The sequence below is a fragment of the Blastopirellula sediminis genome (assembly GCF_020966755.1).
Taxonomy (GTDB): domain Bacteria; phylum Planctomycetota; class Planctomycetia; order Pirellulales; family Pirellulaceae; genus Blastopirellula; species Blastopirellula sediminis.
Genome location: NZ_JAJKFT010000004.1, coordinates 1,111,157 through 1,125,984 on the forward strand (window position 1 = coordinate 1,111,157; position 14,828 = coordinate 1,125,984).

Below are 14,828 nucleotides of genomic sequence, written 5' to 3' on the forward strand. Positions count from 1 at the left end.
TTTTGGAGATTCATGGATCCGGAACGGGAACGAATCCGAGCTGACCTGCGCGGCGTCATCGACTGCGAAGTCCTCTGCGACGATCTATCGCTGCAGATGTACTCGACCGACGCCAGCATCTTTGAGATCAAGCCGCTGGCGGTGGTCCGGCCGCGTCGCGCGCAGGAAGTGATCGCATGCGTCCGCTACGCGAACGAAAACAAGATCCCGGTCCATGCCCGTGGCGCCGGTAGCGGTTTGGCCGGCGAATCGCTCGGCAGCGGCATTGTGATCGACTTTGCTCATGCTCTGCGGCGCGTGGTCGAGTATGGTGAGCAAACTGTTCGCGTGCAGCCGGGGGTTGTTCTAGCCCAGCTCAATCGCCAGCTCGCCGAGATCAATCAGATCTTCGGCCCCGATCCGGCGAACCGCGCGATTGCGACCATGGGAGGCGTGTTGTCGGTCGACGCCAGCGGCAGTCACTGGCTGCTGCATGGTTCGGCTCGTGACCATGTCGAAAGCCTGCAGGTGATTTTGGCCAACGGCGACCTGGTGCAATTTGGCGCCGAGCCGGTCGAAGAGGCGCTGCAGGGAGACTCGAACAAAACGCGCATCTGCGCTGGGCTGGTCGACATCTTGCAGCGCAACAAGGCGCTGATCGAAAAGCATCGGCCGGCTACGGCGGTCAATTGCGCCGGGTATCAGCTCGACGGCGTACTCGAAAACGGGATGCTCGACGTTTCCAAGTTGCTGGTCGGCTCCGAAGGTACGCTGGGTTTGATTACCGAAGCGAAGCTCCGCGTTTCGCCCCGCGTCAAACATCGCGGTTTGGTCCTCCTCTTTTTTGAGAAGCTGGACTTAGCGGCGAAGGCGGCGCTGGAGATCCCGGCGCTCGGCGCCTCGGCGTGCGATCTGCTCGATCGCCGCGTGATGGCGATCGCGCGGGAAACCGATCGCCGCTATTTCAATCTGATGCCGACCGAAGCGGAAGCGATGCTGCTGGTCGAGATGCCGGGCGATTCGACCAGCGAAGTGCAGGATCGCTTGAATCAAACGGTCGATCGAATTCGCCGTCGTCGCCGTTGGGCCTTCCATGCGATCGTCACCACGTCGCCGGAAGAAGTCGGCATGTATTGGGAATTGGCGCGACGCATAGCGCCGATTCTCTATCGCCTGAAAGGAACGACTCGGCCGCTTCCTTACTTGGAAGACTTGGCGGTTCCGCCGCAGAAGCTGCCGGAGTTTTTGACGACGGTGCAGAACGTTTTGAAGAAGCATCACGTCACCGCGTCGTTGTTCGCGCATGCCGGACAAGGACAACTTCATATTCGTCCTCTTTTGAATCTGGCCGATTCGGAAGATGTGGCGCGAATGCAGCGGGTTGCGTCGGAGCTGTATGACGAGGCGTTCGCGATCAAAGGGACAATCAGCGGACAAAACGGCGACGGCTACAGTCGCACGCCGTACCTCGAACGACAATACGGGCCGCTTTACGCGGTGTTTCAAGAGATCAAGCGATTGTTTGATCCGGTCGGCATCTTGAATCCGGACAAGAAGATTGTCGTCACGCCGCATCCGTTGGAATCGCTGATTCGTCCGTTGCCCTCGTTTACGCCGAGCGAAAACGGCGAGACGCAACCGGTTCGTCGCGGCGTGCGGGACGAAGAGCTGACGTTGGCCTGGTCGCCGGAAGAGATGGGCGCCGCCGTTCGCGCGTGTAACGGCTGCGCGCGATGTCGAACTAGCGGCGCCGATGCGCGGATGTGCCCGATCTTCCGCTTTGAACCGAAAGAAGAAGCGTCGCCGCGAGCGAAAGCGAACCTGTTGCGCGGCGTACTGACGGGACAGATCGCGCCGGAAGAGATGGCGACCGAACCGTTCCGCAAGATCGTTGATCTTTGCGTCCACTGTCATCAGTGCCGCATCGAATGTCCGGCGACCGTCGACATCCCAAAGATCGTCACCGAAGTCAAAGCGCAGTACTACGAGACGAATGGTCTCTCCTTCAGCGACTCAGTCTTGGCGAAGATTGATCGCTGGGCGGCGTGGGGGCATTTCTTCCGACCGCTGGCCAACTGGGCGATTCGCAATCGGGGTGCGCGGTGGCTGATGGAGAAAATCTTCGGCATCGCGCAAGGTCGCAAGTTGCCCCTCTTTGCGCGGCGATCCTTCTTGCGACTGGCGCAGCGGCGGCGACTTAGTCGTCCGACGCGGCGAAGCGGGCGGAAGGTATTCTACTTCGTCGATATGTACGCCAACTTGTTTGATCCGCAGCTGGCCGAATCGCTCGTGTCGATCCTGGAGCATAACGGCGTCGCCGTTTACGTGCATCTTGCGCAAATGCCATCCGGCATGCCGGCGATCGCGCTGGGCGCCATTCCACCGGCGCAGAAACTGGCGCAGCAGAACTTGCGGCTGCTGGCCGAGGCGGTCCGCCAAGGCTACGAGATCGTCGCGACCGAACCTTCGGCCGTGATGTGCCTCAAGCATGAATATCGGCAGCTGCTCGGCAGCGAAGAGGCCGACCTGGTCGCCAACGGAACAACCGAGGCGTGCCACTACATCTGGGGGCTGCATCAAAGCGGCGAGCTGAACTTGGACTTCCGGCCGCTCCATGTGTCGGTCGGCTATCATACGCCTTGCCATATTCGTGCACTCTACCAGGAATCTGCCGGCGTTCGGCTTTTAAAGCTGGTGCCAGGACTGCAGTTGCGTTTAATTGAAAAGGGATGCTCCGGCATGGCGGGCGCCTTCGGGCTGTCGAAAAAGAACTTTCGCAGCAGTTTGCGGGCGGGTTGGGATATGATTTCGTCGCTGCGGGATCCGCAAATTCAAATCGGATCTTCGGAATGCAGCGCGTGTAAAATGCAGATGGAGCAGGGGACGGCGAAATCGACGGTACATCCCCTCAAATTACTGGCCGCTTCCTATGGATTAGGGCCGGGGCTCGACCAATTGGTCGCCCGGGCGCCGCATGAACTGACGATTTCGTGAGAGTTTGCGTCAAATTGTTCGCCGCGGTGCGGGACATCGCCGGGGATGAAAAGGTCGAACTGGAAGTTTCCGAATCGGCCGATATCGCCGAAGTTCGCGCCGCGATGATCGCCAAGTGGCCGAAGCTCGAGCCGTACTCGCGGTTTTTGAATTTCGCCGTTAATCAGAATTATGCGACCGCTGCAACTCGCGTAGCGGCCGAAGACGAGATCGCTTGCATTCCGCCGGTCAGCGGCGGCTAATGCAAGTCGAATTCGCACTTGTTAGTGAGAGATGACGTACCCGTGGCGAGCCTAACGCACGAAACGATCGATCTTCAGGCGATGTACGACCTGGTCGCCACGCCGACGGCTGGCGCTATCGTCACGTTTAGCGGCGTTACCCGCGAGTTGACGCACGGGCGACAGACCGATTCTCTCGACTACGAAGCGTACGCCGAAATGGCGCTGGCCAAGCTGCAAGAGCTGGAGCAAACGGCGAAAGAGCGCTGGCCAATCGAAAAGTGCGCGATCACGCATCGGCTGGGGCATTTGGAAATAGGGGAAGCGAGCGTCGTGGTAGCGGTCAGTTCGCCTCACCGGGATGCTTCGTTTCTGGCCGCCAAATGGCTGATCGACACGCTCAAAGAAGAAGTCCCGATCTGGAAGCGGGAGAACTGGAGCGACGGCAGCACCGAGTGGGTTCATCCCGGCTTGCCGACAGGAGACGCGTCATGACGAAACCAGCGCCGCTGGTCGATCGTTTCGGCCGCGTCCATACCAGTTTGCGAGTCAGCGTCACCGATCGCTGCAACATTCGCTGCTTTTATTGCATGCCGCTGGAGAACGTGCAGTTCAAGCCGCGAGAAGAGCTGCTGACGTTTGAAGAGATCGAGCGCGTCGCGAAGATCGCCGTCTCGCTCGGCGTACGCAAGTTTCGTCTTACCGGCGGCGAACCGTTGGTGCGCCATCAACTGCACGAACTGATCCGGCGGCTCGCTGCGATCCCTGGCGTTGAAGATCTGGCGCTGACCACCAACGGCTTGCTACTGGCCGATCAAGCCGCCGCGCTGCATGCCGCGGGACTTCGGCGGTTGAACGTGAGCCTCGACAGCCTTTCGGAAGAAGTCTTTCAGCGGATTACGCGGCGTCAGGGCGTCGAACGCGTGTTGCAGGGAATCGCCGCGGCGCAGGAAGTTGGATTCCGCGGTATCCGGCTGAACGCCGTTTCGATCCGGGGGCTGACCGAGAGCGAAATTGTCCCGCTCGCGCGTTTTTCCCGCGAACAAGATTTAGAACTCCGGTTTATCGAGTTCATGCCGCTCGACGCCGATCGCAACTGGGGCGAAACCCAGGTGCTGAGCGGCGCGGAAGTGCGGGAGATTGTTTCCCGCGACGTGGCGACGCTTTCGCCGGCGCCGCGGGACGACCTCAGCCAACCGGCGGTCGACTTCGTTTACTCCGACTCGCCGGCGCGAGTCGGCTTTATCAATTCGGTGACGGCGCCGTTTTGCGGCGCCTGCAACCGGTTACGAATCACGGCGGAAGGGCAGCTGCGAAACTGTCTCTTCTCGACCGAAGAATGGGACGTTCGATCACCGCTCAGGCAAGGAGCGACCGACATGGCGATCGCGGAAGTTTTCCGCGATTGCACCAGCGCAAAGAAACTTGGGCACGGTAGCGATGATCAACAGTTCGCCCCGACCGAGCGGGCGATGTATCAAATCGGAGGGTGACGCAGCATGAACGTAGAGGGGCAGCAGCGAATCTATCTGGATAACGCTGCGACAAGTTGGCCCAAGCCTCCCGGCGTGGTCGACGCGATGCGCCGGCACTTGGAAAAGATTGGCGCTCCGGCTGGACGTAGCGGCTACCATGAAGCGGCGGTCGTCGAACGTGCGGTGACCGAAACGCGGCGGCAACTCGCTTACTTGCTTGGCGTGCGCGAAGCGGATCGGGTCATCTTCACCTTCAACGGCACCGACTCGCTCAATACCGTCATGCATGGTTTCCTGCGCGAAGGGGATCATGTCGTCGCCACAACGCTTGAACATAACTCGGTGCTTCGTCCGCTCAACTATCTGGAGTCGCATCGTGGGATCGAAGTTCGCCATGTCGCCGCTGATGAACAGGGAATCGTCACGCCGCAGTCGATTGAAGAGGCGCTGACCCACAGGACCCGTTTGATCACGATCAGTCATGCGTCGAACGTCACCGGCGCGATCCAGCCGATCGAAGAGATCACCGAAATGGCTCATCGCCGCGGCATCCGCGTGTTGGTCGACGGCGCGCAAGCGGCCGGGCACATCCCGGTTCGCATGGATGATAGCGGCGTCGACTTTTACGCTTGCTCTGGCCACAAGGGCCTGCTCGGTCCGCTCGGCGTCGGCGTCCTCTATCTGGCGCCTGGCGCCGAAGAAGAGACCGAGAGTTTCCGCCAAGGAGGAACCGGCACGCTCAGTCAAAGTCCGCAGCAGCCTGACACGCTGCCGGACAAGTACGAGAGCGGCAATCCCAACGTCACGGCGATCTTGGGACTGCAAGCGGCAGTGGAGTTCCTGCGGGATAAGACGGTCTCTGCCGTCGAGCGACAGATACGCGAACGAACGGCCCATCTGCTCGAAGGTTTAGCGGGAATGCCGCAAATCGAAGTATACGGGCCTCTCTCCGCGGCGAGCCGCGTTGGCGTAGTCAGTCTGAACGTTCCTGGCTTTGACCCGCATGAGCTCGCGAGTTTTCTCGACTCGGCGCACCATATTCAGGTGCGAGCCGGGCTCCATTGCTCGCCGCTGATGCACCAGCAACTGGGGACCAGCGATCGAGGCGGCGCGGTCCGATTTAGCGTAGGCGCCTTTACGACGGCGGCTGAGATTGAGAAAGTGCTATCAGCGCTCAGCACGCTCGTTCACCACTAGCCAGTCGCCGCCGCTAGCCAGCGGCTTTGCAATAGCCAGATTGAAAAGGGATCTGATGTCGAACTCTCCTTGGTATCGCGACGGATTGCGTTTTGAGTGCTCGCAGTGCGGCGATTGCTGCACTGGCGCTCCTGGCTATGTCTGGGTCAATGACGACGAAATCGCTCAACTTGCGGCGAGCGTCGAGCTTCCGGTCGATCAATTTGAAACGACGTACGTACGGAAGGTGGGCTTACGCAAAAGTTTGCGTGAGTACGCCGGCGGCGAGTGCGTCTTCTTTGATACGAAGTCGCGCGGCTGCACCGTCTACTCAGCGCGGCCGCGGCAGTGTCGAACCTGGCCCTTCTGGGATTCCAACATCCGGAGCGAAGAAGATTGGCAAGCGACCTGCGAAATTTGCCCCGGAAGTGGGAAGGGGCCCCTCTACCAGTTGGAAGAGATCGAAGAGCGTCGAAGTCAGATTCGGATTTAAGCAATTCCCCGAATCGGGCCGAAGAGTTCAAGATTGACGGTTGTATCGCCGATAACGTCTAGTGGGTGCTACCAGCAGTCGCAGGCGAACAAAGTGCGTGACGACTGTCCCGGTGGTGTTACTTGTTTTCCCGTAAGGACTTACGGCTTTGCAGGTCCGCCCCGAGTCATCACTTGGCTCGTAAGCTCTTTGACAATCGAAACTTACTAAGATTTTCCCACGTCCCAAACGCGAACGATTTTTCGTGTTGTGACGTGACGATCTAGGCGAGAGAATTCGCCTAAGTCGTGATTGATCTTGACTCTAGTGCTTATGACACCTACACTTGGAGCGACGTTGGGGTCGTTTGGTTGGCCCGCAAAACTCGATCAGGAGCCGCGTCGTGACCAAGAAAGAGATAGTGAAGACGATTTCAGAAGAAATTGGTCTCACCCAGCTGAAAACCAAGGAAATCGTCCAAAAGACGTTCAATGCCATCGTTGATACCTTGGTGGAAGATGGTCGAATCGAGTTGCGAAATTTTGGCGTCTTTGAAGTCAAAAAGCGTGCGGCTCGCAAAGCGCGAAACCCGCGTACCGGCGAGAAGGTTTATGTTCCGTCGAAATTCGTCGTAACCTTCAAGCCTGGTAAGGAGATGGAAGAACGCGTCCGCCAAATGGAAGAAGCGGAACGTCGCCGCGAAGAGGCCGAAGCGATGGCCTCGGGTAACCTGGATATGATGGGCGGCTCACCGAGCCCCTCTAACCAGTCTCCTGAACCCCCAACCAATACATTCGCCCCCCCGCAAGGCGATTTCGACCATTGATCAATCGGCGCGTCCTACGTTGACGCGTTCTAAGATCTATCTGTATAAGCGTTTGCCGTGATTGGAGTCGCGGCTGCGCAAAACAAATCACGCTTGTCGGAACCGTAGGACGATTTGGAGTCCTGCGGAGCCACTGCTTCATGGAGGAATGCAATGCGCAAGTTGATCCTGAGCGCCCTGTTGGGCGTCACTTTGATGGCGAACGTCGGTTGCTTCGTGCCGATTTACTCGGCCGACCCCGCGCGTCGTACCAACCAATTGCTCTACACGTCGGAAGATCTGCGCACCGTGCTCGACGAATGGGAACGCATCTGGTTCCTCGATCAGCCGAGCCACATGAAGCCTTACCGTACCCACGGCGGCATCATCTAAGTCGTGAATACGCGGCTTGCGGATATGCGTAGCAAAGCGTGAGCGCGTCTCCCGACAGGGGAGCCGCGCGCTATGGCGCCGCATTGTCGCTAAACGCCCCAGGGGATAGGATGAACGCTCGTCGTTTGATCCGTATCCCCTTGGTCTGTTGATGTCTCTGCCCATGCCTGCCAGCTTGTCGGTCGAAATTGGTTCTCTGCGACTGGCAAACCCGATTCTGGTCGCTTCCGGCACCTTCGGATACGCGCGTGAAATGGCCGGCATGGTCGATGTCGGCCGGCTCGGCGGCATCGTTCCGAAGACCATCACCCAAGCTCCACGGCCGGGGAACGCTCCTTGGCGAACGATCGAAACGACCGCTGGTCTCTTGAATTCGATCGGGCTCGATAACGACGGCATCGACGCGTTCATCGCCCATCATTTGCCCTATCTCGGCTCGCTCGGTTCGCCGGCCATCGTCAGCATCGCCGGTCGCACCTCGGAAGAGTTCGCCCAGATGGCGGCTCGCTTGTCGCAGTATGACGAAGTCGCCGCGATCGAACTGAACATCTCCTGCCCCAACGTCAGCGGCGGGGTCGACTTCGGCATCTGTCCCGAAAGCTGCCGCGAATTGATCGCCGGCGTTCGCCAGCATTGCACCAAGCCGCTTCTCGCGAAGCTGACCCCCAACGTCGCGCGCATCGCCGACGTCGCCGCAGCGGCCGAAGACGGGGGCGCCGACGGCATCTCGGCGATCAACACGCTGCTCGGCATGGCGGTCGATTGGCGACGTCGCAAGCCGCTGCTCGGCAACATCATGGGCGGTCTGAGCGGTCCAGCGATCAAGCCGGTTGCGCTCCGCTGCGTCTATCAGATCGCCCAGCGGGTGAAGATCCCGGTCATCGGCATCGGCGGGATCGGCACGATCGACGACGTGATGGAGTTCCTGGTCGCCGGCGCTACCGCGGTGCAGATCGGCACGGCGAACTTCAACGATCCGACGGTGTCGACCAGAATACTCGATCAGTTGCCTGGGGCGCTCGCCGAGATTGGCGCTTCGTCGGTCCAAGAGATCATCGGCACGATCCAGACCGCGCCGCAGCCGGCGCCAAACGTGGTCGGCTCGCCGGTCGCGTAACGTAGTTTCTATATCCAATCCTTTACTCGCTGTACGTGAATCATGCGCGTTTTGTCCGGCATTCAGCCCACCGGAAGATTCCACTGGGGGAACTACTTCGGCGCCATTCGGCAGTACATCGACCTGCAGAATGAGGAAGCGTCGTACTACTTCATCGCCAACCTCCACGCGCTGACGACGGTTCGCGATAAAACGCAGCTCGAAGAGAACACGCGTGACGCGGCGCTGGATCTGCTTGCGCTTGGCCTCGATCCAAACAAGGCGAGTCTCTTCCTGCAGTCGGACGTGCCTGAAGTCTCCGAGCTCTGCTGGATTCTGATGACCGGCACGCCGATGGGACTGCTTGAACGCTGCGTTTCCTACAAAGACAAAGTCGCTCGTGGAATCAACGCCGGCGCGGGGCTGTTCACCTATCCGGTGCTGATGGCGGCCGACATCTTGGCGTACGACGCCAACATTGTCCCGGTCGGAGCCGACCAGGTGCAGCATATCGAAGTGACCCGCGACCTGGCTCAAAGCTTCAACCATCACTTCGGCGAAGTTTTTGTGTTGCCGCAGGCGAAGCTGCTCGACGCGTCGGCCAAGGTGGTCGGCACCGACGGCGAGAAGATGTCGAAGAGCTACGACAACACGATCGGCATCTTCGAAGACGCCAAAGCGATGCGGAAGAAGATCATGCGGATCGTCACCGACTCTCGGCCGATGGAAGATCCGAAGGATCCGGAGACCGATCATCTCTTCCTGTTGTTCCGCTTGTTCGCCACGCCGGAAGCGCTTCAGGAGATGGCCGACCTCTATAACAAAGGGGGCTTCGGCTACGGTCATGTCAAAAAGGCGTTGGCCGACGCCGCCGACGAATACTTTGGCGAGTTTCGCGCCAAACGCGCAGAGCTGGCCGCGCAGCCGGACAAGGTTCGCGAAATCTTGGGAGATGGCGCCGCCGCCGCTCGCAAACAAGCGGGCGCGGTTCTGCGTCGCGCTCAAGAGGCGTGCGGGCTGATGCCGGCGTAACAGGGCAGGGGAAGAGCAATGAACGTCGTTGGAATCGGTACCGACATCATCGAATGTCTCCGCATCGCCCAGATGATCGAACGCCATGGTGAGCTGTTCATCAACCGCGTCTTTACGCCGCGCGAGATCGACTATTGCAGCTCGCGGAAAGCGGCGACGCAGCATTACGCCGGACGCTGGGCGGCGAAAGAAGCGGTCCTGAAAGCGATCGGCACCGGCTGGATCAAAGGAATCGCATGGCGCGACGTCGAAGTTGAAAACCTCTTCGGCGGCAAGCCGCGCATCAACTTGAGCGGGGGCGCCCTCGAATCGGCCCAGCGCCGCGGCATCCTCGACATCATGATCAGCATCTCCCACTGCCGATCTCACGCGATCGCCTACGCGACCGCAATCGGCGGCGACGATTTCACGAACCTCGGCGGCCGCGAATAATCGATCGCCTGATCGTCCCCTCATTAGTAGCCCGAAGCGCCAGCGAGGGAAATGCGTCCGCAAGCTGAAAACACGGACGCCACGATTCATCCCGCCCAACGACCCGCCAGTCGACAAGAATCCGCCGCCGCCCGGGCGATTCATCGCAAGATCGACCGAAAAGAGTCGAACATCCTCTAGGTTGCGCGATGACCTATGGCGCATGCCGCTCGTCCTTCTAGTCGTGGGAGAGATTCATGGTCGATTGGTCCCTGCTTGCCCAACAAAACGATGGCGCCGCTGTAGTCGGTTTGGGGATGGGCCTTATCTGCATGCTGGCCTTCGGGCTGTTGCTCTCCATCTTCTGGGTCTGGGCTCTGATCGACGCGATCCGTAATCCTCGGTTGTCGAGCAATCAGCGATTGATCTGGGTGATCGTCATTCTGCTTACGCAAATCCTGGGAGCGATCATCTACCTGCTGATCGGGCGAGAAGGTGATCAATCGGGCTCCGGATAATCACGAAGCCAGAATCTTTGAGGAGTGGACCGCAGCGCCCAATTTTTTTCTTGGGATGCGCATCTTCCGTAGGGTCCGCTGTGCGGACCACTGATGCGACGATCGGCTTAGCCAATCGGCTTTCGCTTCCCGTGGACCACACAGCGGACCCGACGAGTGGAGTGGACTGGACCGCGGCGCATTTTTTTTCGGGACCACCTCGGAAGCCCTCAAAATGCGTTCTGGTAATCTGCGTCCCTTTGGCGATCTTGCATCTTGCCTGGTTTTCCTATCATGTGGACCGCTGCGCTCATTTTTTTTCAACACGGAGTGGACTGGACCGTGCGCGTTTTTTTTGAAACCGGGTGGCCCGTCCAGTCTCCCAAAGACTGGGCGGGTCGCGCAGCGACAAGATGCCGCGCCATCCGATCGGATCCCTTCATGGGACGTGCCCACGAAACTGGACTGGACCGCCGCACTCATTTTTTTCCTCACGGAGTGGACTGGACTGCACGCATTTTTTTTCTGCTCACGCATCGACTGGACCGCGGTAAGCCCGCTCCGTCCCGGCAGCGCATACCGGTAGCGCAAACGCGACCCCGATCGCGAATTCAAGTTGTTGAAAATCCGTCGGCCAACAAAGCCGACGGCACGCTCTTCCCAGAGCAAAACGCGCCGCAGAATAGACGCCCTGTTCCTTCAAGCCACCCCGAAGTCGACCACAATTCCGTGCGCTTTGTCAACAGACAAAGTTAGGGCGAAAGCAGCGTAACGACGCCTCGCCCTATTGAGCCTGTTTCCCTACTGGAAAACCCTCAACACTAGCCCGCAGCGCAAGCAAGGGAATGCGGCCGCAAGGTTAACAGAGATGTCGATACCAACATGACAAGCCGGGCAGAGCTCGTTATTTCGTCGAGCAAAGACTCGCCATTCTCTAGGCGATGCCATACAATCCGGACTGAAAACCTCTGCAAATGGGAATCGCCCTTGGCCGTCTCTCTTGAAGGCGCCCGGTATGACCAAAGACCTGCGTCCACTTTCCTTGGGCGCCGACCCGGCCGCTGACAAACCAGCCGATGCGCCCCAGCGTGCCGCCGTGTCGATCGCCGGTCTCTATCGTGCCCTTTGGCTTTATGCGTACGGCACGCGCTGGCGGTTGGTGTTGGCGATGGTGCTGCTCCTCGCTTCCAGCGCGGTAAAGCTCGCGGTTCCTTGGCTTTCGGCCCAGGCGATCAACGCGCTGCAAACCGAAGGGGGCGAGGCCGTGATGGAGGCGGGCAAATGGGCCGCCCTGGTGATCGCGGCTCATGCCCTCTCGTGGGCGATGCACGGGCCGGGGCGAGTGCTCGAACGCGTGGTTAGCGTCCATGTGCGCCAGCAACTTTCCGACGCGCTCTATCTCCACTTGATGCACGCGCCGCTCGCGTGGCACGAGCGGCAGCATTCGGGCGAACTGCAGCACCGCATCATGCAAGCGACGCTGGCCCTGTATGGGTTTGCGCAGAACCAGTTCGTCTACCTGCAGATCCTGGTCAACTTCTTCGGGCCGCTAGTGGCGCTCTACCTGCTGTCGCCCCCTAGCGGCTTGATCGCGATGGTTGGCGGAGTGGTCATCGCACTGATCGTCGCCCGGATTGACCGTACCTTGATGCGGCTGGCTGCGGAAGAGAACCAGGCGGAACGCCGCTATGCCGCGGCGCTGCTCGAAGCGCTCGGCCACGTCGGCACCGTTCTTTCGCTCCGGCTGGGGACAGCGATGCGGGGGCTGCTCGAGCGCCGCCTGCAGGCCGTTTTCGCGCCCCTCAAACGTCAGATCGTGCTGAACGAGGCGAAGTGGTTCACGGTTGATATGCTGGTCCTCGCGCTGACGTGGGGACTGGTCGCGGCCTACGTATGGCAGCATTACTCGGCCGGCGAGGCGCTGCTGATCGGCAGCGTCTTTATGCTTTATCAATACGCGCAGCAAGCGGGCGGCGTGCTCGGGCAATTGGCGGGGCAGTTCCAGAGCATGGCCCGCACCCGCACCGACTACGCGAGCGCCGACGTTGTCTGGAACGCGCCGCAGACGGCGCCGCCTGGGGCGGCCGTCCCCGAAGATTGGCAGCGTTTGCACGTCGACCGACTGCGGTACGAACATCCGCGTCATCACCAGGCGGCGGACGGTCGCGCGCCGAGCGGCCTGCACGGACTGAGCCTGACTTTGGAACGCGGCAGCCGCGTCGCGTTGATCGGCCCGAGTGGCGCCGGCAAGAGTACGCTGCTGCGCGTGCTGGCCGGGCTGTACGAACCAATCGCCGGCGACTGGACGTTGGACGACGCGTCGATCCCCGGTCTGCGTCAGCCGGCCAATGTCGCCGCCTTGATGCCGCAAGAGGCGGATGTGTTCGAGGCGAGCGTCCGCGAGAACATCGCCTTCGACTTCGCCCCCGACGAGACCGAGCTCGAGCGTGCGCTGCACGTCAGCGCCTTTGACGAGGTGGCGGAGCGCCTGCCGAGCGGTCTGGAGACGCCGATCTCGGAACGAGGTTTTAACCTTTCCGGCGGCGAGCGCCAGCGGCTTTGCTTGGCGCGCGGCGTCATCGCTTCCGAGGGTAGAAGCCTGCTGCTGCTCGATGAGCCGACCAGTGCACTCGACGCACTAACCGAAGCGCGGGTGCTGGAACGATTGCACGCCCATTTTCCGGAGGCCTGTATGGTCGCCTCCATCCATCGGCTCAGCCTGCTGCCGCAGTTCGACACCGTAGTGCTGATGGAAGCCGGCCTGGTGGTCGACCAGGGAACGGTCCGCGAGTTGACCGAGCGCCAACCGCTGATGCGGCGTTTGCTAAGCGGGGCTGACTCGGAGTAGATCGGTCAACGGTTGTCTGGCGATGTTGGATCTCGTCCAGTGGTCATGGTAAAGTGACGCCAGTCGACCCGTTCAAACGTCGCTTTCTCTTGTCCAGCACCAAACGCTCGAAGACATTCCGGATGACTCGCACCAAACTTCGCCCTGCTGCCCGCGTTCTGCTGACTTTGGCCGCAGGTTTGTTTCTGATGTACGGCTGCCGCGTGGGGTTGATTGAGGTGGTGATTCTGTTCGCGGTCGCCAGATTTGGGTACGGCTATTGGCGGAAGTTCGCTCGGTCGAAGACTCCTGTGCGACCGGCCGTAGCTTCCGGCTCAACCGTCAGCTGAACGCTGGCGCACCTAACATAGTGGCAGGTCAGGCCTTGGCCGGATGCAGGTTGACGCGACCGCCGCTACTTTGGCGACATCGCCGGCCGCACTACGTCAGGCGGAAACTTGACTGGCCTTTGGCGTGATTCGCGTCATGTCGCGTACTGGCGTTGCGGAGGTAGGACGCGCGCTGCGGCGCCAGGAGCACGCCGATTTGACGCGTGAGATCAGTTTGCGGGTCTTCGCTTTCGACTTTCGATCGAGATACCGCAAGAGGTATTGGAGGAGGGAGGTGGAACTGCTGGGCGCATCCTGGTTGGTTGCATGAATGTCCTTCCAGCCCAAGCCCTCGAGGGCGAGCACTTTCATGAAGTCGCGGCCGGACAGCCAATCGCCGTCGACGTCGTTACCGAAAGGCCCGGCCGAATGTTGGGGAAAGGAGATCGGTGTGGGACGTCCTTGTTGGCAAGTAATCACGCGATTCGCGTAGACGTCGCTGACAGTGCCGCCGTCGACCAGTTTGAACGCGTTGTAGCCTCCCTGGGCGACCAGCAGCGCAAAGATTTCAACCGAATGCGACTCGGAAGAGACGTAGGGCGGGAAAATGCCGGCGCAAAACAGTGCCCGTAAGATTTGGGCGTCGTAGTGTTCGATGTCAATTTTGACGTAGTGAGGCGTTCCGTAGCGTTCGACGACCTCGGTGATCGTTTGCGAGGGAAGCGTGACTCGCTCGAATTGCTCCATTTCGCTCGCCGCCGGCGGAGGCAACTGACTCAGGACATGGTTCGACCGATGAATGTAGAAGTCGACCTCGCCTGATTCCCCCTCGGCGTTAATGACGCAGTTCTCGACGACCAGGCGGCCTTGCTCGATTTCGGACTTGTATTTCTGGCCGATGAATTTGCACAGAACGGGGTTCGCTTCCACGGCGACGACCAGGTCCGACTTCAAGAGATAGTACGGAATGTCGTCGCCGGTATTGGCGCCCAGATCGTAAATTACCTTCGTCGTCATGGCGGCTAATCCATTTGTACCCAGGGCAAGTTCTCGAACGACGATTTTCGTTGGTTGATGGATTTGGCGGAGGCGATTGGGGCCACGCTATTTTGCGATCAGGC

The 14,828-nt window shown here is 60.1% G+C and carries 15 protein-coding genes; 14 read left to right on the top strand and 1 reads right to left on the bottom strand.

Annotated elements, in window-relative coordinates; translation table 11 throughout:
* Positions 1–12 precede the first annotated feature (12 nt).
* From LOC68_RS08230 to LOC68_RS08295, 14 genes are all read left to right on the top strand, one after another.
* Entirely contained in the window at positions 13–2,973 is a 2,961-nt protein-coding gene (locus tag LOC68_RS08230; protein ID WP_230217594.1) for an FAD-binding and (Fe-S)-binding domain-containing protein, read from the top strand.
* Positions 2,970–3,215 carry a MoaD/ThiS family protein gene (locus tag LOC68_RS08235; protein WP_230217596.1) on the top strand — a complete coding sequence of 82 codons (246 nt, stop codon included), beginning with the start codon at positions 2,970–2,972 and terminating at the stop codon, positions 3,213–3,215. The genes LOC68_RS08230 and LOC68_RS08235 overlap by 4 nt, the downstream gene beginning before the upstream one ends.
* A 42-nt stretch (positions 3,216–3,257) precedes the next feature.
* A complete protein-coding gene (locus tag LOC68_RS08240; RefSeq protein WP_230217598.1) occupies positions 3,258–3,689 on the top strand; it encodes a molybdenum cofactor biosynthesis protein MoaE in 432 nt (143 codons plus the stop codon).
* On the top strand, positions 3,686–4,687 hold the full coding sequence (gene moaA, locus LOC68_RS08245; protein ID WP_230217600.1) for a GTP 3',8-cyclase MoaA: 1,002 nt from the start codon (positions 3,686–3,688) through the stop codon (positions 4,685–4,687). The genes LOC68_RS08240 and moaA overlap by 4 nt, the downstream gene beginning before the upstream one ends.
* Positions 4,688–4,693: 6 nt before the next feature.
* Positions 4,694–5,866, top strand: a complete 1,173-nt coding sequence (locus LOC68_RS08250) for a cysteine desulfurase (protein ID WP_230217602.1) — start codon at positions 4,694–4,696, stop codon at positions 5,864–5,866.
* A gap of 55 nt (positions 5,867–5,921) precedes the next feature.
* Positions 5,922–6,338 (top strand): YkgJ family cysteine cluster protein, encoded by a 417-nt coding sequence (locus tag LOC68_RS08255; RefSeq protein WP_230217604.1) that lies wholly within the window; start codon positions 5,922–5,924, stop codon positions 6,336–6,338.
* Positions 6,339–6,720: 382 nt separating this feature from the next.
* The gene (locus tag LOC68_RS08260; protein ID WP_230217606.1) at positions 6,721–7,143 is read left to right on the top strand and encodes an HU family DNA-binding protein; all 423 of its coding nucleotides are present in this window, start codon (positions 6,721–6,723) and stop codon (positions 7,141–7,143) included.
* A 153-nt stretch (positions 7,144–7,296) separates the two neighbouring features.
* Entirely contained in the window at positions 7,297–7,515 is a 219-nt protein-coding gene (locus LOC68_RS08265) for a hypothetical protein (RefSeq protein WP_230217608.1), read from the top strand.
* Positions 7,516–7,678: 163 nt separating this feature from the next.
* Positions 7,679–8,632, top strand: a complete 954-nt coding sequence (locus LOC68_RS08270) for a dihydroorotate dehydrogenase (protein ID WP_230217610.1) — start codon at positions 7,679–7,681, stop codon at positions 8,630–8,632.
* Between the two features lie 42 nt (positions 8,633–8,674).
* A complete protein-coding gene (gene trpS / locus LOC68_RS08275) occupies positions 8,675–9,643 on the top strand; it encodes a tryptophan--tRNA ligase (RefSeq protein WP_230217612.1) in 969 nt (322 codons plus the stop codon).
* A gap of 18 nt (positions 9,644–9,661) precedes the next feature.
* Positions 9,662–10,075: a holo-ACP synthase gene (gene acpS / locus LOC68_RS08280; RefSeq protein WP_230217614.1), complete on the top strand. Its 414-nt coding sequence runs from the start codon at positions 9,662–9,664 to the stop codon at positions 10,073–10,075.
* A 236-nt stretch (positions 10,076–10,311) separates the two neighbouring features.
* Positions 10,312–10,572 (top strand): PLDc N-terminal domain-containing protein, encoded by a 261-nt coding sequence (locus LOC68_RS08285; protein WP_230217616.1) that lies wholly within the window; start codon positions 10,312–10,314, stop codon positions 10,570–10,572.
* Between the two features lie 994 nt (positions 10,573–11,566).
* Positions 11,567–13,399: an ABC transporter ATP-binding protein gene (locus tag LOC68_RS08290; RefSeq protein ID WP_230217618.1), complete on the top strand. Its 1,833-nt coding sequence runs from the start codon at positions 11,567–11,569 to the stop codon at positions 13,397–13,399.
* Positions 13,400–13,521: 122 nt separating this feature from the next.
* Positions 13,522–13,728, top strand: a complete 207-nt coding sequence (locus LOC68_RS08295) for a hypothetical protein (protein WP_230217619.1) — start codon at positions 13,522–13,524, stop codon at positions 13,726–13,728.
* A gap of 96 nt (positions 13,729–13,824) precedes the next feature.
* Here LOC68_RS08295 and LOC68_RS08300 read toward each other — a convergent pair whose 3' ends face one another.
* Positions 13,825–14,724, bottom strand: coding sequence for an FkbM family methyltransferase (locus tag LOC68_RS08300; RefSeq protein ID WP_230217621.1), 900 nt, complete (start codon positions 14,722–14,724; stop codon positions 13,825–13,827).
* Positions 14,725–14,828: the final 104 nt, after the last annotated feature.